Origin of the sequence: Sphingobacterium corticibacter (assembly GCF_003076635.1) — a bacterium.
GTDB classification, from domain to species: domain Bacteria; phylum Bacteroidota; class Bacteroidia; order Sphingobacteriales; family Sphingobacteriaceae; genus Sphingobacterium; species Sphingobacterium corticibacter.
Genome location: NZ_QDKG01000006.1, coordinates 59,156 through 81,604, shown reverse-complemented (window position 1 = coordinate 81,604; position 22,449 = coordinate 59,156). Strand labels below are relative to the sequence as shown.

Sequence of the window (22,449 nt, the reverse complement as noted above, 5' to 3'; positions counted from 1 at the left end):
CTCTCCCCTTGCCCTTCTTAATTAACCCAAAACTGCTCCAGCATCAATTGACGCTGAAAACGTCGCATCACGCGTCTCATTATGGTTGGCGTATATTGTACTTGTGCGACAACAGCAGGTCCTTCTAGCACATACGTAACCTGATAATTGGAACCTAATCCATCATCTTTTGAACAACTCAACACTAGCAAACCAAATAGTATGCCTGCACAAAATACCTTCACCGCTTTAGAAAACGCATTTATGGAGATCGAAATCATGGTAGAATTTGAAATAGTTACCCCTAAAATAGCAGAAACTTCACAATTGGTCAACGTTCAGAATGATATTTCGGTTGGCTTTAATATCGCCTATCTACTCTATTTTTTTACTGCGATTAGCTAATTAGTATCCGTTGAAGCTTTATAAGGTCTCTACTTTTTCAGACAAAATGGTGTGTGCAAATAAAAAATGTGATGGCACGATTGGACACGAAATGGTATTAAATGACACAATATGACACTAGCAAAAAGGATCATTGATTGCCTACTACTTCACGGGGAGTTGTCGGGTAGTAGGCTGGGAGTTCACCAGTTATTTACCATGAATGTACATAAATAAAAATTAAATTTTGAATTAATATATTTACCCACACAAGTTAATATTGCTCGTAGAAACTGCGAAAGACTGACTAAAATATGATTGTAGAGCCATATTATAATTGTCATGCTGAAACATTCTTTAACACGCACCTAGTGCATCTTTTTTGGAGATAGCACTCGGTCTTTTAGACGACAGCTTATGAATACAACACCTCCTCGCTTTATCATACATCCACAGGATATCGCGCTTATACTAGGTGTAAGCATTCGGCAAGCCTACCGCTATTTCCGTCTAGTACGTGCTGCTCACAGAAAGTCGGATCATCATTTGCTCACTGCGGACGAATTTGCCGCCTACTACGATATTTCGGTAGAGGAAGTCCGCAAACACCTTGAATGATAGAACCGATCCGCAGCGAAAAGTTACCTAATCTTGTATTAATATATTCCTATATTAGTCCTATTATCTATGGCAAATCGATAGTGATACTGTTAGACATCTTGCTCATGAAAACCGATATTCTTAGTCTTATCGATATAAAACTTTTGGTCGATTCATTTTATGGTGAAGTACAAAAAGATGCGGTAATAGGTCCTATTTTTCAGAAGGCTATCCACGAATGGCCAGTACATTTGGAAAAAATGTACGCCTTTTGGCAAACGCTTCTTTTGGAAGAACACACCTACAATGGTAATCCATTTCCGCCGCATGCTCAGCTCTCGATCAATAGTACGCATTTCGAGCGCTGGTTGTCGATCTGGTGCCGCACAGTCGATACTCATTTTGAAGGAAAGTTGGCTGATGAAGCAAAATGGAGAGCGGAAAAAATGGCGACGATCTTTACCTCGAAACTAAAGTTTATGAGGGGGTGATGTAGGCTTAGGCACCGTTGATTATGCTGTATAATACATTTAAGACTTTTTTATTAAAACGTTCGTTTTATGAGACGGGTGCCCCAATCTATGTTGAAACTTTTATCTAGTTTAGATCTGTAGATTTTTGGGATAATTACATACATCCAGAACATAGCATCAATTTTTAAAACAACTTTTATGGTCCTTATTTACGCGAATTTTCTGTCTATTATAACCCATTTTTAGCTATCCTGAATCCGAGATCATCAATTTTAAACTTCATAGGATGACTTCTCCTTCGTGTTGTAGCCATTACGCTTCTTTGATCATCGCAGAAGCCACCACCACGGAACACGCGATATGATCCATATATTTCCGTATCGTATAAGTCCGAACACCATTCCCAGACATTACCTAGCATATCGTAAAGCCCCCATTTGTTTGGCTCCTTTTGCCCCACGATGTGTGTTCTATTATCAGAATTACCTTTATACCAAGCTATAGATTCCAATTCGCCGTACCTAATGCCAATTACACCTGCCTTACAGGCATATTCCCACTCTGCTTCTGATGGTAAACGAAACCCATTGGATGACTTATTCTCCAAAATATCTTTACCATCAACATTGTAATACGGTTGCAGATCATTTACTTCGGAAAGTTTATTGCAAAATATTAGCGTGTCTAAAAATGATACCGTTTCTACAGGTAGTAGGTTGCCAATATGGATGCTAGGATTTTCACTCGTTACAGCCCTATACAGTTCCTGTGTTACTGGAAATTTCGAAAGTAAGAAAGGTTCTATTTCCACATGCCACGTCTCTTTAATTCTGTCATCTCGCAATTGAATTTGACCTTCCGGTATTTCAACCATGTGATCGTTAATATTGTAACGGAAATCTGAACTGATTAAATTCATCAAATCGAAAAGGTTTTCAAAGCTTCTGAGGTTGAGTCAACAAAATTAATGTGTCTTCCTTTATTGCTTTCGTATATAAAATCTGTTAAACTGTTACTTGAAAGATCAGTGAATTTGCCGACTATTGTTAATCGAATGTTATAATTTGAAAATTTTTGAAGAACCTCTCCGGCTATTTTCGATCTCAAATCGAAAAAAGATGGCGCTATACTTCGTTCATTTATTATGACCCCGTGAAATCCTTGATAGTATAAATTACCTATTATGTCAAGCCATTCATCTATATTGAATAGAACTTTATCAGGGACAATCTCAGCAATTTTTAGTTTACTAAAAATATGTACATCTATTACCATTTCCTTTGCTATTCGAATTGTTCAAGCATTTTTGCAATCTTACAAATTAATTTTGGAAGTGAGTCTTCTCGCAGCTTATGTAAATAGTCATCATTGCGACCCCCCGGATAATCAATAGCCAACTACCTTTAAGCTGCACCTGCTATCTAGTCTATTAGTTCGTTTTTTGAGACAGAAATGGAAATGTCTTTGCCTATTTTGATGGGACTGCCATAGATCTAATAAAGCTTTACAGCATGAAATCCGCATTTTAAAGATCACATATTTACTTTGCCCCATTCATAGATATCATCAATTATAGGCTTCAACATCTTTCCTTTTTCTGTTAAGGTATATTCTACCGTTGGAGGAACCGTAGCATAAACTTTTCTGGAAACGATATCAAAGCTGGCCAGTGTTTTTAACTCCTTGATAAGCATTCTGGTATTTATATGTGGGATGGATTTTTCAAGTTGACTAAATCTATGAGTACCTGAAAATAAGATATACACAATTGACATAGACCATTTGCCGCCAATAACTTTCAAGATTTCTTGTAGAACACATGCATTATCAGATGTGACGATATTTTTACTTTCCATAACTTATTCAATACTAATAAGACATACAAATGTGTAAGTACTATACATAATTGTACCTACTTGCAAAAATACTGTAACGAATGTTAATTTGAAACATTAAACTGAAAACATTTGACGATGAAAAAATCACTATCAAACAAGGTTGCGCTAGTAACCGGTGGCACTAAAGGAATTGGACGTGCAATTGCAGATAAGCTGTCTCGAGAAGGTATTAATGTAATAATTACAGCACGCTCAGAACCCCAAGACAACGATCTTAACCATTATTTTATCAAAGCTGATCACTCAAAAGCTGATGTTGGACAAATTCTTCTTAAGGAAATTGAAGAAAAGTTTGGTAAAATAGACATAATTGTAAATAATGCGGGAGCCAACCTTACACCCGGCGGTGGGTTCAATTTTATTAATGATGAGGATTGGGAAAATGAAATACAATTAAACTTAATGTCAGCCGTAAGAGTCAACAAAGCCCTAATACCCCTCATGTTAAAACAAAAAAAAGGGACAATAGTAAATATTTCCATGAACCCCGCTATACAGCCTATCTGGGAAATGACAATGGCATATTCTGCATCTAAGGCAGCACTTAATTCATACAGCAAATCATTGGCTTCCGAATTGGGACCTTCAGGTATTAGAGTAAATACTGTTTCCCCAGGATTAGTAAAAACACCTCAAATGCAATCATACGTCGATTCAATAAGCAAAGATTCGGGCGTATTGCCTGAGGAAATCATAAAAAATATATTGGATAAACTTGGAAATGTACCATTAGGAAGACCTGCCGAACCTAGTGAAATTGCTGACTTAGTAAGATTTCTTTGCTCGGATGAATCTACATACATTACAGGGTCAATCTATCAAATTGATGGAGGATCACTAGCTGTAGTTTGATAACAAAAAGAATGGCATCACCTTTGCAAATATGTACGTAGGTTAATAATTGCATAATTAGATAAAAACGCTTGAAGTTCCCAACTTCAGGCATTTTTTATGCTGTATATATCTGTCGTTTTGTGGTACTATAAAAGCACTTCCAACAAGATAAATTTTTCATTCAAATTGATCGTTTTGTGAGACAATTCTCATTTAGGAGAGGCAGCTGGATTATAACTTCTATACTATCTTGATATTTTTCGTAAATATCAACCATTTTGGGCAAGTTAATTGTACAGCTACCAGAATAGCAAAGTGCCTTCTTCTAGGTACGTAGCAGCTCAGCTGTTTTGTGCGTAATAAAGCCTTCCTTATTCCTTTTCACTTCTGCAATTTCTTCTTTCCTCTCTGCTGGAAGACTAAAATATTTATTGGCCCATAAATTTATTTCAACCATTAGAGGAAGCAAATCCACCCCTTTTTTGGTTAGTTTATATAAAACTTTGGCCTTACTTACCGGATGATCCTGTTTGGTAATTAACCCATTTATTTCCAACGTTTGTAACCGGGAAGCGAGGATGTTAGTCGCTATTTTTTCCTCTGATTTTAGGAAATCGCCATACGTACATTGTGTATTGAACATCAGATCCCGAACGATAAGTAATGACCATTTATCGCCCCATATATCTAAGGATCTGCTAATAGGGCAATCAGACCGTTTTTTTTTATCAATCATAAATATACTTAAAAAAATCACTTGCAAATTGAAAGTTGTTTATATATTTGCACTTGCAAAACGCAAGCAAATTTACTTATTTATATTTTACAGGCAATGGAAAAAGAATTGATTTTTGAACCTTACCACATAAATGGACTGGAATTGTGCAACCGCATGGTAATGGCTCCAATGACAAGAAGCCGTTCTGCAAATCCGGAAAATGTGGCTACGGCACTCACAGCGTTATATTATCAACAAAGGGCAAGCGCAGGATTGATTGTCGCAGAAGGAATTTTTATCAGTAAAGAAGCCGTAGGTGTGATCAATGTACCTGGGATATACAGCAAAACACAGATCGATGCTTGGAAGCTTACAACAGATGCCGTTCATCAACATGAAGGAAAAATATTTGCACAACTTTGGCACACTGGAGCTTTTTCTCATCCCGATTTTCATGAAGGAAAGAAACCGCTGGCTCCTTCATATGTAAATCCTTTGCAACAGGTTTTTACGCCAGAAGGCTTTAAACCGACCGAAGAACCACAGGCGATGAGCACCGAAGATATCAAAAGAACCATTGACGATTTTAAACACGCTGCCATCAATGCTTTTGAGGCGGGATTTGATGGCGTTGAATTACATGGTGCAAATGGCTATCTGCTTCAACAATTCTTTAGTAAAAATAGTAATCATAGAACAGACGAATATGGAGGTTCCGTTGAAAATCGTGCTCGCATTTTGTTTGATATTTTAGATGAACTGAAAGAAGTTGTTGACTTAAACCGAGTAGGCGTACGTTTAAACCCGTCATTAAATGGCATTATGGGTATTTTGGTTGATGATGAGACCATTGCTTTATATGATTACATCGTAACTAAACTGAACAGCTACGGCTTGGCTTATTTGCATTTGATAGAACCATTTACAGATGTATCATCAATTTCAGAAGCGGTACAGGAAGTAGCCAAACATTACCGAAAAATTTACGAAGGCACCATCATTATCAACAGAGCCTTCAATAAAGAAACTGCTGAAAAAGTATTGCAAGATGGCGATGCTGATTTGGTATCTTTTGGTGTTCCGTTTATCGCCAATCCAGATTTAGTGGAACGATTTAAGAAAAATGCACCACTAAATCAGCCAGATCAATCTACCTTTTATACACCAGGAGAACTTGGGTATACAGATTACCCAGCCTTAAATAAATAACATATTTGTGAAACTGGCCGGTTTTTTTGCCAGCAGAATGCAAAACATAACATTATAAAGAAAAATGAAAACTACAGGAAATACAATCTTCATCTCTGGCGGTAGTGCCGGGATTGGTCTAGCAATTGCCAAGAAATTGAGTGCTGCCGGCAATAAAATTATTATCAACGGACGTAGCGAAGAGCGCATTCAAAGTGCTTTAAAAGAATTGCACAATACGGTAGCTATCCAAGGTGATTTATCCATAGCGGCAGAACGTGTACGAATTACGGAGGAATTGAAAAATAACTATCCGGATGTAAACATCATCATCAATAATGCGGGTGCTGCTATTATGAACGATTTGGGCGATAGCAACAATAATGCTGCAGACAAGGCTTACCAGGAAATCAACACTAATTACATCAGTATCATCGATTTTACAGCGTTAGCACTACCATTGCTTTTGCAACAGGAAGAAGCTGCAATCGTAAATGTTTCGTCCATTGCAGTTTTTAGATCAAACAAATACCTGCCAACGTATTCGGCGAGTAAAGCGGCTTTGCACAGTTACACGCAAGGTTTGAGAGATACCTTTGCAGAAAATGATAAGCTTGGTGTATACGAACTTTATCCACCATTGGTGAATACAGCGTTTTCTGCGGAAATTGGTGGGGCAAATGGTATTGCGGCATCAGAAGTAGCCGATGAATTGTTTGCTGCCTTAGCAGATAATCAATTCGAAGTTCCTGTGGGAGATACTAAGAAAATTCATCAATTGGTTGTTCCAATTACAGAAAATGTTCCTCATTAATTTAGGGATCGATGAATTTAAAAGGAAAAACTATCCTTATCACCGGCGGTGGGTCGGGTATTGGACTTGAAGCGGCGAGACAATTTTTGCAGATTGGTGCTACAGTGCTAATTACAGGTAGAAACCAAGGTAAATTGGATGCCGCAAAAAAAGCATATCCAAACTTAATTACCATACAGAGTGATGCAGGAAATGCGGACGATGCTGATGAACTTTTCGACAGGGTAACCCAACTCGGAGGTATCGACATTCTTTACCATAATGCGGGTGTCGGTGTGCCACCCAAAAGCTTAGGTATTGCAGATGCTGCACACGTGAAAGGTGCGGTTTACGAGATGGAGGTGAATTATTTTGCTGTGATCCGCTTAAACAATCTTTTTATGGACATGCTGACATCAAGAAGCGAAAGTGCCATTATTACTACTACTTCCATTCTAAGCATAGTACCTTCGCTGATTGAGGCTACCTATTCGGCATCAAAAAGCGCATTGGCTTTTTATACCAGATCGTTAAGGGCACATTTAGAGATTTTAAAATCAAATGTAAAAATATTTGAACTTTTGCCACCGTTGGTTGATACTGATATGGTTGCCGACAGGGACGATAAAAAGATAAGTCCAGCGCACTTAGTAAAAGTATTAATCAAAGGTTTGCAGCAAGACACCTATACCATAAGGGTGGGCGACTCAAAACTGATTTATTTCATAAATCGTTTGTTTCCAAAACTTGCATTTGGATTAATTAATCCACGTAAGGATAATGCCGCTTTAAATCCTATCATTAAATAAATCATTAGAAAATGAAAGCATTTGCAATACAAAAATATGATAAGAAGGCAGGTCTTCAGATGATTGATGTTGCCACTCCTTTTGTAAAAGACAATCAGGTTTTGGTTGAGGTTTATGCGGCAGGCTTAAACGTTTTGGATTCGAAGATCAAGTCTGGTGAATTTAAGTTGATTTTACCCTACAAATTGCCACTCATTTTAGGGCATGATGTTGCCGGTGTAATTACTAAAATCGGTAAAAGTGTATCGCAGTTTAAGGTAGGAGACGAAATTTATTCACGCCCAGCAGATTTCCATATCGGAACGTTTGCAGAATACATTGCAATTGATGAAAAAGATGTCTCGCTCAAACCTAAAAATTTATCCATGGAAGAAGCGGCCTCGATTCCACTCGTTGCACTTACAGCGTGGCAGGCATTGGTTGAGAATGCAAACTTGAAGAAAGGACAAAAGGTTTTTGTCCAGGCAGGTTCTGGAGGTGTAGGTACTATTGCTATTCAGCTCGCAAAATATCTTGGCGCATCAGTTGCCACAACTGCCGGCTCAAAAAGTTTTGGATTAGTCAAAGAACTGGGCGCCGATGTATTGATTGATTACAAAACGCAAGATTTTGAGGATCTACTTAAGGATTACGATGTCGTTCTTAATAGCCAAGATACTAAAACCCTGAAAAAATCAATTACTATCCTTAAACCGGGAGGTCAGGTCATTTCCATATCAGGTCCTCCAACTCCATCTTTTGCCAAAGACAAAGGACTTCCATGGTATCTAAGGCTGATATTTTCACTGATCAGTTTTAGTATCAGAAACAAAGCAAAAAAACATCATGTCGATTATCATTTTCTGTTTATGAAAGCCAGCGGTAGCCAGCTGGAACAAGTCACGCAGTTAATTGAAGCTAACATTATTAAACCTGTAATTGACAAGGTATATACTTTCACACACACAGATGATGCTTTAAAGTATATAGAAAGTGGCCGCGCAAAAGGTAAGGTGGTAATAAAAATTAAATAGATTGGGTAGCCGAAATGGTAAGACTTCAAAATTGCCGGAATCAATGGTTCGTTTTGTGAGACACATTTTGGAACTAGCAAATGTTGCACTTGCAATAAGTTTCATGGAAGGACATTGTATAAAAATTAGATACATGAAGCAACAATCCTGCAAAAGAATTTAGTACATCATTATTTGCTCAAAACAACTATGTTCTAATTGAATAAAAAACCCTCTAAGTGATTGTATCGGCTTAGAGGGCGGCCTTTTAAGTGAGGGTGCCGTAGCTTTTCAAGTCTAACCGCGATTAGTAATAACTGTGTTTTGGCCGTAAGCGCAACCCTTTGCGCTTACCACAGAGACTTTCTCCCCCCATTTTTACCAAGCTAGTCCTAAGCGTTCATCCTTGAAGTATTTTTCTCATCCTCGCATTGGCAAAACCAAGCGTAGATTTTATGACCTATCCTCCTTAGGTTTACAAATATACCAATTTTAAGTATATTTGATTACATTCAGTAAGCCATGAAAATCCCTTTAAATGCGACTAAACTAGATCTTTCTAACATGGATCTCAAAAGGATTCCAAGTGATATATTTAATTGTAAAAATTTGAGAAGTTTAAATTTGAGGAACAATCAAATATCGCATATCCCCTCTGAAATATGTCATTTAAGATTTTTAAAGTCCATAGACTTGTCGATGAACAAAATAACCGTTCTGATGGCTAAATTTTTTGATCTTATCCATTTGGAAACCTTAATACTAAATAGAAATGAGATAAAAAGCCTTCCAAGGCAGGTTGGAGGTCTAACAAAACTAAAGAAGTTGTCATTAGCTAGAAATCAGTTATCAATATTACCAGATAGTTTATCCAGTTTAACGAATCTTCGCTCGTTAGATGTGTCTCATAATAAGTTAACCAAATTTCCAGAATTTATTGAGTTAAGAAATCTGAAAAAGCTTTGGCTAAATGGAAATCCTCTAGAAATTTTTGATGTAAATGCATCCATTTATACTCAAACCGCCATACAATCTGTATATTGTTTTAGTGCTATGTATAATGAAAATAAGGATGTTGATAACTTTTATAAGTCCTTACGAAAAATAAGAGGTAATTGTTTAAGTAAGATTAAGCAGCAACAAAGACAGATAGAAAAACAGTCAGAAATAAGTGATCCCATGACACGTAGTGAAGAAAAATCTATATTTATAAGTTACAGCCACGATGATAAAAAATGGTTAGACTTTGTTATTAAAGAACTAAGAGTACTTCAATATGAAAATTTGAAGATCAATCCATGGGTAGACACTCAATTAAAAGCTGGAGATGATTGGGACCAAAAAATTAAATTGCAACTCAATGATGCTGACATTGTGATTATACTTGTATCAAGTAGCTTTCTCGCGTCGGAATATGTGATGAATGACGAGTTACCTCAAATAATTCAAGGTATCCAATCTAAAGGTACTCAAATAATTCCTATCATAGTTAGAAAGTGCAGATATAAACAAAGTGCCCTGGGTAAATTCCAGGCTTTAAACGATCCTGAAAGCCCCCTTAATAAACTTCAAGATTATCAAGTAGACAAGCTTCTTCATGACTTAAGTTCACAAGTAGAATCTTTGGTGAAAAACAGATGATCTTGAAAGGAATTTTTTAAAAAAATCGAAATAAAAGCCTATATCATTTGTTATAAAAAAGGATTGAGGACTAGTTCAAGCCTATATAATTTTTTAAAAAGCATCAAGAATGCGTTCGCTTTTTGAGACAATATGATAGCTGAATAGTATTTTAAATCAATTATATAGTTACTTCAATATCCAAATATTACTTTAGTGAATGGCAAATTTGTCTTACCAAGAAAATAAAATTATTAAAGATAATCTTGTTCAGGCGGGTTATGTTCTTAATTTTTCAAATCCTAGTTTTAACGATTTCATATACGATGTAACCGGATTGAATGCTGATGACCCGAAATACTCCGAAAATAACTCAGGATCAAAAGGTCAACGTTTACTTAAGTTTGTAGAACTTGAATCAGATTATACAGTTGGACTATTGCTAAAGGCTCTATTTGAAGAATTAGTAAATTTTAACAATCAACAAGGTAGAGCAAGAGATGCTAATTATTACAGCTTGTATACTAAAATCTTCAACCGTCTGATAACTGGTGCAAGTGTCGTTGAACACATTGATGCTATTCAAGCCATAAATGACGACAAAGACTTCCATTCCCTAGCGAAACTCATACGTGAAAGCATAGAAAAAAACCAGCCCGAAGCTGCGCTTGACAGGTTACATACCTATACTATAAAGTTTTTAAAGGAGCTTTGTGAGCTTCATAAAATCACTTTAATTAAGGATGAAACTGTTAATGGGCTGTTTGGAAAATATATAAAAGCCATTAGAGAAAAGGGCTTTTTAGAATCCTCAATGGCTGAGAAAATAGTTCAATTTAGTTTTCAAATTATGGATGCTTTCAATGACATTCGTAATAATCGAAGCTATGCACATGATAATCAAATATTAAATTATGATGAAAGCGTTCTGATATTCAGTAACATTTCATCCATGGTCAAGTTTATTCAAGCAGTTGAAGCCAAGAATAAGAGTAAGGCCGTAGAAGAGGTAGATACAGATTGGGGACAATTTTAATTTCTTCGTTTTGTGAGATAGACTATCTGATTTACATGGAGTTTTTACTCATACTTTATAGGCAGATTTTTGGGTGCACTTAAAATTCCTATTTAGGATCAGATTCTTCGTTATTAAGTTGCTCCATGACAACGTCGCAATACCAATTGAAAAAGGACTTTGCCTCATCTGCATTCGGGTTAGTCTTGTTGTGCAAATAAAATGTGTTTAACTGCATATATCCATAATAACTACAATCATCTGTAAAATTTGGATAATAATACTCTAGAAAAGTAACATATGAAGACATCCTTTTATTAAAAGGTGTGTGATCTCCAATGTCGTTAGCAGCATTAAAAACCAAGGTATGATCACTCTTTATGTTTAATTGTAGAAAAATTTTTAAACACGCCTGAAATATTCTTAAAACTATTATGGGAGAGTAATTATGACGGACTTTATATCTTGTCTTATCTGTTCCTGTACCATCTGTGTAAAAAGACATCACTACGATATTGCAATCATAATACTCAAGCTCGATGATCGTGGCTACTTTAGGTTTACCCGTAAACTTATATTTGTATAATTGCTTTTTTAAGAAAGGATCGCCCTCTTTTAAAGGTACGTTCATTATAAATTTTGGCTCAATCTGATTGATCCAGTTCATTGAACTATGAGCTAAAATAGCCTAATGTCTTCGCGGAAGTTATATAAGGTATTTGACCATTTAGATCTAAGTTATAGTCTTTAATGGTTGCGGAATTTAGTACAATAATATTATCACTAGGCTGATTGTCCAAAAGGCCAATTCTGCTCATTTTCCAAGGTAACTCCGAATGCGTGAGATCTACCAATTGACTTCCAGTTAAGTGACCGTACGATGACCAAACATTGTCCAAATGGTCATTTACAACTTGTGGTAATAACGTGGGACAAGGGTAAAAATGATCAAATGGCGCAATAGTCTCATTCCTTCTCACAACCTTAAATTTACTCCAAATTGATGTTACTACAGGCCCAAAAACCCAAGCCTTAATATCATCTGAAAATAACCTTCTGTCAAATTTTTTTAGATACCAGACTTGTGAGTAATACAATAACTTCTGTAACTGCAAAGGAGACACGCCCTTCTTTACGAAGTATGTCGCTATGTCATTTGCTGTTAAATTGAAATTGTTCATTGCCTTCCTTGCTAATTTTAAGAGCGCCAATGCTCTTGATAGATAGAGAAAAATTTTAATAAAAACTGATTTTTTGTAATACAAAAATCTTTTCTACCTTTGCACCCCTTAATAGGGGTGTATTTATGCAAAAATAATATATATACTGTATATATCAATGATATAAAGTATTAATTTTAATCTTTGATTTGCATCGCTATATGGCGAAAAATATAAAGCCGTTAAATTTCATCACTGGTCATAATCCCCCTTTCTTTTCTAGTAGACTTTATAATATGTTATATTCTAAGTTCACTAGACTCAAATAGATAGATTGCTAATGTAGATGAAGCTCCAACAGCTAATTTGGCATGACGTGGTTGAAGTCCCTTAAACTTGTGATCTTTTCCATGCCCACTTCCAAATTGGTTTCTTATTTCTCCAATACCTTGCACTACAGATGTAAGACTTCTTAAAATTTGTTTTATCGATTCAGCTCCTTTTGTTTCGTTTGGTATATCTTCTGGAGTAAGCTTTAATAGTTTTGTAGTTTCCTTCATTAATTTTAGTAAATCCCATTTGTCATCATATGCTATATCATGCTGTTCAAAAATGGTTTTGCAACAAGTCTCTACCAGTTCTTTTGCCAACCCTATTGCAACATGAGGTGATTTCTCTATTGAAGATTCCATCAAGTTTATTTGCTGAGTTATATATTCTTCATTGAATTTTTGCTTGATTTCTTTGTTTTGCCGTACAATCGAATCTTTACCTAAAATAACTTGTCTACCAGCAAACACAGGTCTGCCGCCAAGTCTCGTTATTTCGGACAATTCAAAATTATCCTCTTTTAGTACGTCATTGAAAATTTGCAGAAGCTTCGTTACTTCTGTTGAATCAGGTCGAACAAGCGGATGTATCATTTCACATATAAAGTTCAGATAAATCGAATCGTCACAATCTAATAAATTGAACCTCTTATCTGAAAATATCCAATTATCATCCCAATCCATAGGATTATTAACTCTATGCTGCCAAATATCATCAGCAGCATTTTCGAATCTACTATCGTGTGATGGCAAAGTTTCCAAATCAAACAGCCTCGATAAAAAATCACTTTCTTTTAGTCTCCCTGGCCACCAAAAGCCTTCTGCTTGAATAAAATCAAATATGTTTCTACGAGTTACTGTAGATATCTTATTTGCCATAGTAGTAGATTCTCGGTGTATGTATTTGTAGAAAATTTATTTATTCACGATTTCATCATGTATCTTAAGATATCTATAACACGTAGCACGGCTGATTTTTAAACTATCAGCGATATCTTGTACAGAAGGACTATTGCTAGCATCATATAATGTTTTTACTGCCTTTATCTTCTTCAAGGTTTCAATACTATATCCAGCGGGTCTTCCCCCTTTTCTTCCACGCGCTCTAGCTGATGTTAAACCAGCCCTTGTTCTCTCAGATATAATCTCTCTTTCGAACTCTGCAAGCGAAGCAAATATGTTGAATGTAAATCGACCTGTAGCAGTGTTGGTGTTTATACCATCTTGTATACTCAAGAAGCTTACGTCAAGTTGCTGCATTTTTGTAATTAGATTGATCAGATCTTTTAGCGATCTACCAAGGCGATCCAATTTCCATACGACAACAGTGTCACCTTTCCTTAACTTTTCGAAAAGCTTTGTAAGCTCCGGGCGTTCTTTTGATTTTCCGGAAATCTTCTCTTTGAATATTATTTCGCAACCGGCATTTTTCAACGCATCGATCTGCAGGTCTAAGTTCTGATCTTGGGTGCTAACCCTGGCATATCCTATTTTCATAAAAACGTTTAATGTGCTAATTTATGAAACATAGATTAGTGAAACAACATTTTGAGACAGTGTATTCTTCGGAATAAGGGTAAGTGGTCAATCTATTATTTTTGTCGCATAAAACGACCGTTTGTTAAAACGATTATTAACCGAAACTTCGTGTCAACAGTTTTTGCGCTACCTACTTTCAGCGCGATACGTCAAATTCACTAAAGTTCAAGCTGCTTATAAATTGGTAGCTCCTGCTCTATTAAAGAATTGAAATGGATAGGTAGGATATTAATCTTCGTAGAACTACAGGCGGAAAAAGCTTAAATAAACTGTGTTAGCACACATATTCTTTGTACATTCTGTGATAAAACATATGTGATTAAAGCAATGAATGTTTACTCCACTAAATTTTAGGTCCCGAATACACCCCTTTGACTAAAGTATTAAATTCGCTTCTAAGCACTTTGAAAGGGTAATTATGCGTAGTCGACATCTGCTCAAGCTTATTTTTTACTAACTTCTTCTGCTTCACTAATGAAAAACCAATGAAGATTGTCCATGCGAGGAGGCTTAATATAGCAATGATAGATATAATATTTAATGCCGCCTTGGGTACAATCCCCTGCAAAGCCCTCGATATTCCTATCACACCTAACATCACAAATCCAGGGATTCTAATGGAATTACTAAGTTTCTGAAAGGTTGCGTACTCACTCAATACCATCTTCATATCCTCTTCTCCGAAGTTGGATAAATAGGTCCTGTTTTGCTTGATCTTCATATTTCCCATGATTGAACCAAATATAGGAATTTTGGTGGTGGACTAATGGCATCTGCCAATTTTGACCTACGTTTTAAAAAAGACAGCAGAGATGGATTTGGAGCACGATTGGGATATACAAATACTGGATTTGTGGGAGATGATAAATGGATCTCTGCCTTTCCACTCGGAATCAACTACGTACATGGAAAAGGCCGCTGTGGATTGCTTTTAGGTTTTACGACAACATTTGCTGTTATACCAAAAAACACAGATTCATGGGACTATAAAAGCACAGTTTTTGCTCCAGAAATTGGTTACCGCTTTCGTCCTATACAACAAGGACTTGGACTTCAGCTTACTTGGACGCGATTATTTAATACAGTTGATGCAACCAAACTAGCTTGGTTTGGCCTCCTATTTAAGGAGCAAACAGTTGGCACTAACTTTGCAATTGAGTAATAGGTTAATAATTGGTTTGGTAAAAACGCCTGAGGTTCCCAACTTCAGGCGTTTTTTACGCTTTAGATATTTATCTGCTCTTTCTGTGAGACATTCTAAAATACGGATATCTATACCTGATATAGCGTGATCGCTTTGATAAGATTGCTTCCCGCAGACTTAAACTCAAAAAAATAGGCGAAGTGAATAACACCTTTGGAAACTTCCAAACAGCCATTGCAAGCTCCAAATTTACCATGTGATAAAATCTGATCAATTGTCAGACTTGTAGGTTTACTTTGCTTTTTTAAGAGTTTTTTTAGATTTTCCTTATTATTTATAGCTGGTTTATCTATCCGCTGATATACAAAACTTTCATTGATATTCTTCAACAAGTCGTCGTAATCGCCGTTGTACAGGTCAATCAAAAGATCTTTCACAATCCTTCTTTTAGGTGAGTTGTCACAATCATTTGGAGCTGTAATCTTCATAGCACGCAATTTTCAATCTGCCTATAATATAACAAACTTAAAACATAAGAAATTAGGGAAACTTGCCTTATGACAGGTAATTACCTAATAGCTCATCCACTTCTCCGATAAAAGAATGGTCTTCATTTGGATTAAAATCTGTAAACGAAATTGGTATTTTTTCGTGGTTGAAGAAGGGAATGCTGACCTCATAACAAAAAATGATAGCAACAGAGTATTTTTTCTATAAGGGAAGTGTGAACCAAAAAGTGCTTCCCTTACCTTGTTCACTTTCGACACCAATATTTCCGCCGTGTAGTAGCACAATCTCTTTAGATACAAACAGTCCAATTCCGAAGCCAGCAACATCTTTTGACGAAGGATCAGAAATCCGGAAAAACTTATCAAATAATTTATCCTGATTCTCTTGGGAGATTCCTTCACCCTGATCTCTCACCCCGATCATCACCGTATCATTCTTGACTGAAGCGAAAAGTTTCACTAAACCGCCTTTAGAAGTGTACTTAATGGCATTGTTCAAAAAGTTGGTAACAACCTGTTCTAGCTTTCCTCGGTCAGCGAAAGCAATGACATTCTCAGTCGGTATATCCATACTAAACTGATGCGAATGAATGGTATCTTTGTACGTATGGTAGATATCGGATAGCATTTCTACTACATTTATATCGCTACGCGTGATACTCATTTTTCCTTCATCTATAATCGAAGCATCGAGAAATCCGTCAATTAAAGCTTTCATTCTATTAGTCTGCTGTTCCGCTTTTTTAACCGTATTGGCTAAATTTTCAGAACTCATACCATTCCCTTTATATCCCAATATATGGAGATAACCGGTGAGTGCCGTCAGTGGCGAGCGTAGTTCGTGACTGGCAATTCCTAAGAAGTCTGTTTTACGTTTTTCTTCCGCTTTTTGATCGGTAATGTCAATTATGACACCAAAAACCACATCTAGAGAAGGATCACTTTGACTGTTACCTACGGATCGTAACCACTTGATAGCACCAGACCGCTTATCTACAATTTGATAGCTGTAGTCATATGATCTGTTGTCTGCAATAGCGTTTTCCATAGCTGCTGTAGCCATTGGGATAAATTCAGCTACTGTTTGCTCTAAAGGAAAATCTTCAGTTATGAGTTCCTTTCTAGTAAATCCGAATAACTTTCTGGATTGCTCATTTAATTGGATCCTGCGTGTCTTTTTATTAAACGTGTAAGTACCTACCTTGGCAGCGTCTAAAATTAGCTGCAGCTTGCGCTCACGTTCGGCAATGAGCAAGTTAATAGCAGATTCGCGCTCTCTTGCCACCATAGTTTCGGTAATGTCTAATGCAATTCCAGAAAATAAGGTGGGGCCTCCATCCTGATCGAAATAGGCCTTTCCTTTGCAGTGTAGCCATCTCAACAACTCTCCCGAGTTACTTATTATCCGGAACTTAATGTCATATTCTTCATTTAACTCTGGTACGAGCGCCCGTTCTATAGCGGTTTGCACTGTTGGCCTATCTTGCGGATGCATGTGTTTCAGGACATCTTCATAAGGAACCACCTCATCGCTAGAAAAACCATAAAGTTCGCGTGTTCTGTTGTCCCAATGTACTTGTGATGCCGCAACATCCAATCGCCACGTACCGATATTAGCAGATTGAATAGCCAGATTCATGCGATCTTCGCTTTCCTGAACTTTTTCATACGCAACTTTTAGAGAGTCGTTGGCTTGTTGCAAATTTAGGTGCGTCTGATGCAGCATTTCATTGGTCGACTGGTACTCTTCATTTAGAGCGATAAGCTCTAGATTATTGGACGCTAACTCATCGTTGACTTTTTGCAACTCCTTGTCACGTTGTTCAAGCTCGGATAACACTAAATTCAGCTTTTCGTTGTTATCTCGAAGTTCTTCATTAATAGACGCCTCGCTTGCTTCTCGCTGAGCTACATTTTCCCAAGCCAACTTCCGATCAGTTACATCGGTAGCCGTATGTAACAGGGCGTAGGTCTCCCCGTTTTCGTCCTTTAATGCTTTATACTGAAAATCAAAAAATCTTGTTGTGGGTATACCGTCAATCGTGATGTCGGCTCTTGTTTCTAATGCATCGTATGTATGGCCTGTTTTCCAAACATTACGTAGTAAGGCATCAAAACCTTGCGCTACATGTTCTGGAAATACCTCGCCGAATTGACGACCTGTTAGATCATCTTTACGACTCCATATTGCTAACATTTTCGCATTTGCCACTGCGATATTTAGATCCTCACTATCGTAAACGGCAACGGCATGTGGCATGTCAGCTATGACATGTAAAAGGCCACGTAAAGTCAAATTCATACACAAACCTATAGTCTGCAAATATACTTATTGATTTAACAGTTCATACATTGGTTTTTTCTTATAGCAATTTAAGTATGAAATGCATCTTCGAGCAGTTGCTTTCCTTATTCATAATTTAATAAATTCATAACAGTTATTAGACTGGTTTATATCTTCGAAATGGTACTTTTTCCTCAAATTTTCAACAACCAAATGTAACTTATACTACGCTGGGAAACCTAACTGGGAGTGCCCTTTAAAAAGCCTTCAGAACTGCTTCATGATCGAAACAAATAGAAGAGTGTACACGACGTCCTGGTGAGATCTTTCGTCTTGTGTGATGGTTAACAATGCTAGTATGATCTTTGTTGGAGGTGGTAAGGCTTCACCAGTAGGATGCTGCAGTTTAAGAGACTACCACATATGTATTACAAATCAGATTTTCGTAGGCAAGCGGCGCTTGCCTACGAAAATCTAAAAGTTAATTTTCACTATTGGTTGGCCTTACAGCAAAGACCTAGATATAAAATCCACCAGATACTTCGATCCGTTGTGCATTGATCCATTTGGCATCATCACTACACAGGAAGGCAATAACACCGCCAATATCATCTGGCAAACCAGTTCTACCTAATGCGGTACGCGAAGCCAACATCTGATTGACTTCTTTGTTATCTCTTGTGGAGCCACCGCCAAAGTCAGTCTCGATGGCACCTGGAGCTACGGTATTCACGCGGATCTTACGAGATCCTAATTCTAATGCCTGATACCGGCTTAAGCTTTCGATACCCGCTTTCATAATGGCATACGCGGCATAGTTTGGAAAACTAAAGCGTGCTAAGCCTGATGAAATATTGACAATGCTACCTCCATCATTCAATATGGGAAGTAGTTTTTGGGTCAAGAAAAATGCCGCTTTGAGGTGTATATTCACCATCGTGTCAAACTGTTCTTCTGTGGTAGTTTCAAATGCTGCGTGAATACCTATTCCCGCATTGTTCACCAATGCTTGCAGATGATCTGTGCCAAACTCGGAGCCTAATTTTTCCGTGATTGTGCTTACAAAAGCATCATATGTGCCGCTTTTAGCAACATCCAATTGTAGTGCGATCGCATGTTGACCGATTGCTTTTATTTCAGCAACCGTGCTGTCGGCACCTTCTACATTGCCTTGATAGGTGACGATGACATCAAATCCTTTTTTGGCCAATTGTATAGCCATATCTTTGCCCAATCCACGGCTACTGCCGGTTACTAAAGCTACTTTGCGATTATCCATGTTATTTATCTTTTAAAGTATAGTACAAAGTTCTGATGAAAATAGCAATGCAGTTTGCAAACACCAATCGGATATTTACAAATTTCAATCAATTACGGAATTTCATCGGCGAAAGACCAGTATGTTTCTTGAAGAAATTTGAAAAATGAGCCACTTCATCAAAACCTAAAGCATAGGCTATTTCAGAAATATTCCATGGTGTCTGCTTCAGCAAGATCTTGGCTTCTTCGGCAATACGAGCATTAATGATTTCGGTAGTGCTTCTATTGGTGACTTCCTTGAGCACTTTATTTAAGTGATTGGTATGTATACCTAATGCATTGGCAAAATCAGCAGGTTTTTTCAGTTGTATATTTTGCACGTCACTTTCTATCGGGAACTGTCTTTCTAGCAATTCGATAAATAGGGTAGAAATTCTACTCGCGGCATTGCTAGTTGGGTTCGTATTTTGTATTGGTTTTAATTTTTGCCCAGTATGGATGAGCTCTAACACATAATTGCGCAACAAATCGTATTTGTATGCATAATCAGACGATAATTCTGCATCCATTTTCTTAAAAATAGCCTCGATTTCAACAAATTGCTGATCATCGAGTTGGTAAATAAAATCACTGCTTGGCTGGTAGATTGGAAGTTCTTCGATATTCAAACCTGTCTTAGACTTTGACAAAAACTCTTTCGTGAATACACAAAACATACCGGATTGATTCTGGTCTTGGGGTGTATATCGGTAGGGTATTTTGGGAGATGCAAATAAAATACCCTGTGTTTCTATCAGGACGGTCTTGTCGGCATATTCTATATAGTTTCTTCCCTTTATCAAGCTAATCTTATAGTACAATCGGCGATTGTAGCTCATTTCGCATTTTGGCTTGCTACCATAATAAAATTTAGCAATATCAAATACGTTGAAATGCCCGAAATCTGTATTGGTTTTGTTGTCGAAGAAATAATCGAGATGACAGCTCGTATCACCGACTATCTCTTTGTAAAAATCTTTGATTGCTATACTGTTCATCGTTTGCAAAATTCAAATAAAATTTTGATCACAAAAATACAGTTATTTGTTCTTATTCAACTTGCTTATATAAAGCACATCCTAAATGGTCTTCTACTTACCCTTCGCGACTCTTCTGAAGGTATTCTGCGAAGCTGTTCCAGCTCGTAGAGTAATCATCTTCTAAAAAACATGTTAATCGCAGCCTTGTAATTGTCTGGTTATTAAATGAACTTCGTGTAAACAGTGACATACTTTGATCACTCTGCGAAGACATAAACTCAACAAATTCTTCTTCGGATTGAAAAGTCGCGATCTTGGGATAGGGCCCCATGCCATCGTAAACCTCACCAATCGTATATTCCGAATCGATGAAATACAGCCCTACCCCACAATAATCCCGATGAGCATGATATAATCCTCGACTGGATACACCATTCCCAGCAGCTCTTTCTGCAGTTAGAAACAGTTTATCCGCTACCTTTTTTGCTAGCGAAACGCCAAATTTACTTGCATCAAGCTGCTTATAAATAGGTAGTTCCTGCTCTGTTAAGGAATTGACATCAATAGATTCGATACTTATTTTCATAGAATTACATGTGGAAAATGCATGAATAGACGCAGCTCTTACGCATGATCTTTCTATATTTTTTGTGATAAAATACATGTTCAGTACGAACACCGCGACTAAAGCAAGTAGTCTTAAAAATGACTTTACTCTAATCTACGGATTCAATCTTTAATTCCTATCGTCAAATCAAATGTTTGGCTTTTCTATAAGTACTATATCGGCGTATTGGACTAAAAATACAGTAGGAACAGGTCTAAGAAGCGAGAACCATTTGTATTTTTACAAGAAGAAACAAAAGTTATGTCCATGTCTTTCGAAGAAATTGTACAGCAGATTACCCTATTGCCCGAGCATTCGTTACGGGCTTTGCAGGACATTTCTTCTGAAATTAGTTTGCCGAGAGGGCATTTGTTATTTAGGCATGGAGTGACCAACAACAATATCTATCTGATTGCAAAAGGCATTGCACGCGGCTATGTAGATATGGAGAATACGCAAGCAACGTTTGGCTTTTTTGCAGAAGGGAAGACTTTGCTATCAATCAAAAGCTATGTACATAACAGCCCTGGCTACGAAAACATTGAATTGTTGGAAGATTGCGTTTTGTATCAACTTAGAAAAGACGATCTTGAAAACTTGTATGCTCAAGATATTGATCTGGCTAATTGGGGTAGAAAATTGGCTGATTACTCTTTTTTGGAGACGGAACAGCAGCTGATTGCTAGACAATTTAAAAACACAATAGAGAGATACGAAGATTTTCAACGCGATTTTCCCGAACTGATGAACCGTGTAAAGCTTAAACATATTGCCTCTTATCTTGGCATGACGCAGGTAACTTTAAGTCGTATTAGGGCAAAGTAGCATCCAGCGTATGCTGGATGCTCAATATCGCTCCTATCCTATTAAATAATTACTCGTTAAGAAACGGCTTTTAAGCCCACGACGGAGCCGATCAGCGTACAGATAAAAAATATGCGACCTGCGGATAGCGGTTCATTGAAAAAGTAGGCTCCAACCATGACCGTGCCTGCTGCGCCCAATCCTGTCCAGATGGCATAAGCAGTGCCCAAAGGAATAGTTCTAGTAGCTAGATTGATCAAATAAAAGCTAAGAACTATGCAGACCACGAATGTGGCGACCCACTTGAAATTAGTAAAGTTGTTGGACAACTTGAGTGCACTGGTGAACCCAATCTCGAGAACACCTGCCAGAATTAAATATACCCAGTTCATTTTAAATATTTGTTTGCACAAAACTACGGCAGCCAAAATTTCTAAAAATTATCCAATGTTAAATTCTGAAAATTGCAGGTTTCTAGTAAAAATCTAACT

General features: G+C 37.1%; 28 protein-coding genes. 12 read left to right on the top strand and 16 right to left on the bottom strand.

What is annotated here, in order from left to right:
* Nucleotides 1-17: 17 nt before the first annotated feature.
* Nucleotides 18-182 carry a hypothetical protein gene (locus DC487_RS17165; RefSeq protein WP_165799099.1) on the bottom strand — a complete coding sequence of 55 codons (165 nt, stop codon included), beginning with the start codon at nucleotides 180-182 and terminating at the stop codon, nucleotides 18-20.
* 19 nt (nucleotides 183-201) lie between these two features.
* On the opposite strand from DC487_RS17165, the gene DC487_RS17275 reads away from it, so the two are divergent.
* From DC487_RS17275 to DC487_RS14520, 3 genes are all read left to right on the top strand, one after another.
* On the top strand, nucleotides 202-384 hold the full coding sequence (locus DC487_RS17275; protein ID WP_116776693.1) for a hypothetical protein: 183 nt from the start codon (nucleotides 202-204) through the stop codon (nucleotides 382-384).
* A gap of 396 nt (nucleotides 385-780) precedes the next feature.
* Complete coding sequence (locus DC487_RS14525; RefSeq protein WP_116776692.1) at nucleotides 781-981, top strand: hypothetical protein; 201 nt, start codon at nucleotides 781-783, stop codon at nucleotides 979-981.
* Between the two features lie 107 nt (nucleotides 982-1,088).
* Nucleotides 1,089-1,454 carry a group III truncated hemoglobin gene (locus DC487_RS14520; protein WP_116776823.1) on the top strand — a complete coding sequence of 122 codons (366 nt, stop codon included), beginning with the start codon at nucleotides 1,089-1,091 and terminating at the stop codon, nucleotides 1,452-1,454.
* A 211-nt stretch (nucleotides 1,455-1,665) separates the two neighbouring features.
* On the opposite strand, the gene DC487_RS14515 is transcribed toward DC487_RS14520, so the two are convergent.
* The 3 genes from DC487_RS14515 to DC487_RS14505 all read right to left on the bottom strand — a co-directional run bounded on the left by DC487_RS14515 (nucleotide 1,666) and on the right by DC487_RS14505 (nucleotide 3,292).
* Nucleotides 1,666-2,310 (bottom strand): formylglycine-generating enzyme family protein, encoded by a 645-nt coding sequence (locus DC487_RS14515; RefSeq protein ID WP_116776822.1) that lies wholly within the window; start codon nucleotides 2,308-2,310, stop codon nucleotides 1,666-1,668.
* A gap of 44 nt (nucleotides 2,311-2,354) precedes the next feature.
* Nucleotides 2,355-2,711 carry a DUF4180 domain-containing protein gene (locus tag DC487_RS14510; RefSeq protein ID WP_116776691.1) on the bottom strand — a complete coding sequence of 119 codons (357 nt, stop codon included), beginning with the start codon at nucleotides 2,709-2,711 and terminating at the stop codon, nucleotides 2,355-2,357.
* 257 nt (nucleotides 2,712-2,968) lie between these two features.
* A complete protein-coding gene (locus tag DC487_RS14505) occupies nucleotides 2,969-3,292 on the bottom strand; it encodes a winged helix-turn-helix transcriptional regulator (RefSeq protein WP_116776690.1) in 324 nt (107 codons plus the stop codon).
* Nucleotides 3,293-3,409: 117 nt separating this feature from the next.
* On the opposite strand from DC487_RS14505, the gene DC487_RS14500 reads away from it, so the two are divergent.
* Nucleotides 3,410-4,186, top strand: coding sequence for an SDR family oxidoreductase (locus DC487_RS14500; protein WP_116776689.1), 777 nt, complete (start codon nucleotides 3,410-3,412; stop codon nucleotides 4,184-4,186).
* Between the two features lie 307 nt (nucleotides 4,187-4,493).
* On the opposite strand, the gene DC487_RS14495 is transcribed toward DC487_RS14500, so the two are convergent.
* The gene (locus DC487_RS14495) at nucleotides 4,494-4,904 is read right to left on the bottom strand and encodes a winged helix-turn-helix transcriptional regulator (protein WP_116776688.1); all 411 of its coding nucleotides are present in this window, start codon (nucleotides 4,902-4,904) and stop codon (nucleotides 4,494-4,496) included.
* A 96-nt stretch (nucleotides 4,905-5,000) separates the two neighbouring features.
* Between DC487_RS14495 and DC487_RS14490 the strand changes: the two genes are divergently transcribed.
* The 6 genes from DC487_RS14490 (at nucleotide 5,001) to DC487_RS14465 (ending at nucleotide 11,324) form a co-directional block, all read left to right on the top strand.
* The gene (locus DC487_RS14490; RefSeq protein WP_116776687.1) at nucleotides 5,001-6,095 is read left to right on the top strand and encodes an alkene reductase; all 1,095 of its coding nucleotides are present in this window, start codon (nucleotides 5,001-5,003) and stop codon (nucleotides 6,093-6,095) included.
* A 64-nt stretch (nucleotides 6,096-6,159) separates the two neighbouring features.
* Nucleotides 6,160-6,888 (top strand): SDR family NAD(P)-dependent oxidoreductase, encoded by a 729-nt coding sequence (locus DC487_RS14485; RefSeq protein ID WP_116776686.1) that lies wholly within the window; start codon nucleotides 6,160-6,162, stop codon nucleotides 6,886-6,888.
* An 11-nt stretch (nucleotides 6,889-6,899) separates the two neighbouring features.
* A complete protein-coding gene (locus DC487_RS14480) occupies nucleotides 6,900-7,676 on the top strand; it encodes an SDR family oxidoreductase (protein ID WP_116776685.1) in 777 nt (258 codons plus the stop codon).
* Nucleotides 7,677-7,687: 11 nt separating this feature from the next.
* Nucleotides 7,688-8,689 carry an NADP-dependent oxidoreductase gene (locus DC487_RS14475; RefSeq protein WP_116776684.1) on the top strand — a complete coding sequence of 334 codons (1,002 nt, stop codon included), beginning with the start codon at nucleotides 7,688-7,690 and terminating at the stop codon, nucleotides 8,687-8,689.
* A gap of 501 nt (nucleotides 8,690-9,190) precedes the next feature.
* A complete protein-coding gene (locus tag DC487_RS14470) occupies nucleotides 9,191-10,309 on the top strand; it encodes a leucine-rich repeat domain-containing protein (protein WP_116776683.1) in 1,119 nt (372 codons plus the stop codon).
* A 199-nt stretch (nucleotides 10,310-10,508) separates the two neighbouring features.
* Nucleotides 10,509-11,324, top strand: coding sequence for an abortive infection family protein (locus tag DC487_RS14465; RefSeq protein WP_116776682.1), 816 nt, complete (start codon nucleotides 10,509-10,511; stop codon nucleotides 11,322-11,324).
* Between the two features lie 88 nt (nucleotides 11,325-11,412).
* Here DC487_RS14465 and DC487_RS14460 read toward each other — a convergent pair whose 3' ends face one another.
* The 5 genes from DC487_RS14460 to DC487_RS14440 all read right to left on the bottom strand — a co-directional run bounded on the left by DC487_RS14460 (nucleotide 11,413) and on the right by DC487_RS14440 (nucleotide 15,052).
* Nucleotides 11,413-11,970, bottom strand: a complete 558-nt coding sequence (locus DC487_RS14460) for a hypothetical protein (protein ID WP_116776681.1) — start codon at nucleotides 11,968-11,970, stop codon at nucleotides 11,413-11,415.
* Nucleotides 11,971-11,974: 4 nt separating this feature from the next.
* A complete protein-coding gene (locus tag DC487_RS14455; protein WP_116776680.1) occupies nucleotides 11,975-12,484 on the bottom strand; it encodes a Panacea domain-containing protein in 510 nt (169 codons plus the stop codon).
* A gap of 278 nt (nucleotides 12,485-12,762) precedes the next feature.
* The gene (locus tag DC487_RS14450; RefSeq protein WP_116776679.1) at nucleotides 12,763-13,671 is read right to left on the bottom strand and encodes an abortive infection family protein; all 909 of its coding nucleotides are present in this window, start codon (nucleotides 13,669-13,671) and stop codon (nucleotides 12,763-12,765) included.
* Between the two features lie 36 nt (nucleotides 13,672-13,707).
* On the bottom strand, nucleotides 13,708-14,289 hold the full coding sequence (locus DC487_RS14445) for a recombinase family protein (RefSeq protein WP_116776678.1): 582 nt from the start codon (nucleotides 14,287-14,289) through the stop codon (nucleotides 13,708-13,710).
* 385 nt (nucleotides 14,290-14,674) lie between these two features.
* Complete coding sequence (locus DC487_RS14440) at nucleotides 14,675-15,052, bottom strand: hypothetical protein (protein ID WP_133228623.1); 378 nt, start codon at nucleotides 15,050-15,052, stop codon at nucleotides 14,675-14,677.
* Between the two features lie 45 nt (nucleotides 15,053-15,097).
* Here DC487_RS14440 and DC487_RS14435 point away from each other — a divergent pair, with 45 nt between their 5' ends.
* Nucleotides 15,098-15,493 carry a hypothetical protein gene (locus tag DC487_RS14435; RefSeq protein ID WP_116776676.1) on the top strand — a complete coding sequence of 132 codons (396 nt, stop codon included), beginning with the start codon at nucleotides 15,098-15,100 and terminating at the stop codon, nucleotides 15,491-15,493.
* Between the two features lie 110 nt (nucleotides 15,494-15,603).
* Here the strand turns inward: DC487_RS14435 and DC487_RS14430 are convergent, their stop codons facing one another.
* The 5 genes from DC487_RS14430 to DC487_RS14410 form a co-directional block, all read right to left on the bottom strand.
* Nucleotides 15,604-15,963 carry a hypothetical protein gene (locus DC487_RS14430; RefSeq protein WP_116776675.1) on the bottom strand — a complete coding sequence of 120 codons (360 nt, stop codon included), beginning with the start codon at nucleotides 15,961-15,963 and terminating at the stop codon, nucleotides 15,604-15,606.
* Nucleotides 15,964-16,186: 223 nt separating this feature from the next.
* The gene (locus tag DC487_RS14425) at nucleotides 16,187-18,286 is read right to left on the bottom strand and encodes a PAS domain S-box protein (protein WP_116776674.1); all 2,100 of its coding nucleotides are present in this window, start codon (nucleotides 18,284-18,286) and stop codon (nucleotides 16,187-16,189) included.
* Between the two features lie 499 nt (nucleotides 18,287-18,785).
* On the bottom strand, nucleotides 18,786-19,547 hold the full coding sequence (locus DC487_RS14420) for an SDR family NAD(P)-dependent oxidoreductase (RefSeq protein ID WP_116776673.1): 762 nt from the start codon (nucleotides 19,545-19,547) through the stop codon (nucleotides 18,786-18,788).
* Nucleotides 19,548-19,635: 88 nt separating this feature from the next.
* Nucleotides 19,636-20,565: a helix-turn-helix domain-containing protein gene (locus tag DC487_RS14415; RefSeq protein WP_116776672.1), complete on the bottom strand. Its 930-nt coding sequence runs from the start codon at nucleotides 20,563-20,565 to the stop codon at nucleotides 19,636-19,638.
* A 97-nt stretch (nucleotides 20,566-20,662) separates the two neighbouring features.
* Nucleotides 20,663-21,133, bottom strand: a complete 471-nt coding sequence (locus tag DC487_RS14410) for a hypothetical protein (RefSeq protein ID WP_116776671.1) — start codon at nucleotides 21,131-21,133, stop codon at nucleotides 20,663-20,665.
* Nucleotides 21,134-21,421: 288 nt separating this feature from the next.
* On the opposite strand from DC487_RS14410, the gene DC487_RS14405 reads away from it, so the two are divergent.
* Nucleotides 21,422-21,979: a Crp/Fnr family transcriptional regulator gene (locus DC487_RS14405; protein WP_116776670.1), complete on the top strand. Its 558-nt coding sequence runs from the start codon at nucleotides 21,422-21,424 to the stop codon at nucleotides 21,977-21,979.
* A gap of 56 nt (nucleotides 21,980-22,035) precedes the next feature.
* Here DC487_RS14405 and DC487_RS14400 read toward each other — a convergent pair whose 3' ends face one another.
* Nucleotides 22,036-22,350 (bottom strand): DMT family transporter, encoded by a 315-nt coding sequence (locus DC487_RS14400; protein ID WP_116776669.1) that lies wholly within the window; start codon nucleotides 22,348-22,350, stop codon nucleotides 22,036-22,038.
* Nucleotides 22,351-22,449 lie beyond the last annotated feature (99 nt).

What these genes read in the sequence shown, in the direction of transcription:
- DC487_RS17275 (WP_116776693.1), top strand. Translation starts at nt 202, where the DNA reads ATGCCTGCACAAAATACCTTCACCGCTTTAGAAAACGCATTTATGGAG.
- DC487_RS14525 (WP_116776692.1), top strand. Translation starts at nt 781, where the DNA reads ATGAATACAACACCTCCTCGCTTTATCATACATCCACAGGATATCGCG.
- DC487_RS14520 (WP_116776823.1), top strand. Translation starts at nt 1,089, where the DNA reads ATGAAAACCGATATTCTTAGTCTTATCGATATAAAACTTTTGGTCGAT.
- DC487_RS14515 (WP_116776822.1), bottom strand. Translation starts at nt 2,310, where the DNA reads ATGGTTGAAATACCGGAAGGTCAAATTCAATTGCGAGATGACAGAATT.
- DC487_RS14510 (WP_116776691.1), bottom strand. Translation starts at nt 2,711, where the DNA reads ATGGTAATAGATGTACATATTTTTAGTAAACTAAAAATTGCTGAGATT.
- DC487_RS14505 (WP_116776690.1), bottom strand. Translation starts at nt 3,292, where the DNA reads ATGGAAAGTAAAAATATCGTCACATCTGATAATGCATGTGTTCTACAA.
- DC487_RS14500 (WP_116776689.1), top strand. Translation starts at nt 3,410, where the DNA reads ATGAAAAAATCACTATCAAACAAGGTTGCGCTAGTAACCGGTGGCACT.
- DC487_RS14495 (WP_116776688.1), bottom strand. Translation starts at nt 4,904, where the DNA reads ATGATTGATAAAAAAAAACGGTCTGATTGCCCTATTAGCAGATCCTTA.
- DC487_RS14490 (WP_116776687.1), top strand. Translation starts at nt 5,001, where the DNA reads ATGGAAAAAGAATTGATTTTTGAACCTTACCACATAAATGGACTGGAA.
- DC487_RS14485 (WP_116776686.1), top strand. Translation starts at nt 6,160, where the DNA reads ATGAAAACTACAGGAAATACAATCTTCATCTCTGGCGGTAGTGCCGGG.
- DC487_RS14480 (WP_116776685.1), top strand. Translation starts at nt 6,900, where the DNA reads ATGAATTTAAAAGGAAAAACTATCCTTATCACCGGCGGTGGGTCGGGT.
- DC487_RS14475 (WP_116776684.1), top strand. Translation starts at nt 7,688, where the DNA reads ATGAAAGCATTTGCAATACAAAAATATGATAAGAAGGCAGGTCTTCAG.
- DC487_RS14470 (WP_116776683.1), top strand. Translation starts at nt 9,191, where the DNA reads ATGAAAATCCCTTTAAATGCGACTAAACTAGATCTTTCTAACATGGAT.
- DC487_RS14465 (WP_116776682.1), top strand. Translation starts at nt 10,509, where the DNA reads ATGGCAAATTTGTCTTACCAAGAAAATAAAATTATTAAAGATAATCTT.
- DC487_RS14460 (WP_116776681.1), bottom strand. Translation starts at nt 11,970, where the DNA reads ATGAACTGGATCAATCAGATTGAGCCAAAATTTATAATGAACGTACCT.
- DC487_RS14455 (WP_116776680.1), bottom strand. Translation starts at nt 12,484, where the DNA reads ATGAACAATTTCAATTTAACAGCAAATGACATAGCGACATACTTCGTA.
- DC487_RS14450 (WP_116776679.1), bottom strand. Translation starts at nt 13,671, where the DNA reads ATGGCAAATAAGATATCTACAGTAACTCGTAGAAACATATTTGATTTT.
- DC487_RS14445 (WP_116776678.1), bottom strand. Translation starts at nt 14,289, where the DNA reads ATGAAAATAGGATATGCCAGGGTTAGCACCCAAGATCAGAACTTAGAC.
- DC487_RS14440 (WP_133228623.1), bottom strand. Translation starts at nt 15,052, where the DNA reads ATGAAGATCAAGCAAAACAGGACCTATTTATCCAACTTCGGAGAAGAG.
- DC487_RS14435 (WP_116776676.1), top strand. Translation starts at nt 15,098, where the DNA reads ATGGCATCTGCCAATTTTGACCTACGTTTTAAAAAAGACAGCAGAGAT.
- DC487_RS14430 (WP_116776675.1), bottom strand. Translation starts at nt 15,963, where the DNA reads ATGAAGATTACAGCTCCAAATGATTGTGACAACTCACCTAAAAGAAGG.
- DC487_RS14425 (WP_116776674.1), bottom strand. Translation starts at nt 18,286, where the DNA reads ATGAATTTGACTTTACGTGGCCTTTTACATGTCATAGCTGACATGCCA.
- DC487_RS14420 (WP_116776673.1), bottom strand. Translation starts at nt 19,547, where the DNA reads ATGGATAATCGCAAAGTAGCTTTAGTAACCGGCAGTAGCCGTGGATTG.
- DC487_RS14415 (WP_116776672.1), bottom strand. Translation starts at nt 20,565, where the DNA reads ATGAACAGTATAGCAATCAAAGATTTTTACAAAGAGATAGTCGGTGAT.
- DC487_RS14410 (WP_116776671.1), bottom strand. Translation starts at nt 21,133, where the DNA reads ATGAAAATAAGTATCGAATCTATTGATGTCAATTCCTTAACAGAGCAG.
- DC487_RS14405 (WP_116776670.1), top strand. Translation starts at nt 21,422, where the DNA reads ATGTCTTTCGAAGAAATTGTACAGCAGATTACCCTATTGCCCGAGCAT.
- DC487_RS14400 (WP_116776669.1), bottom strand. Translation starts at nt 22,350, where the DNA reads ATGAACTGGGTATATTTAATTCTGGCAGGTGTTCTCGAGATTGGGTTC.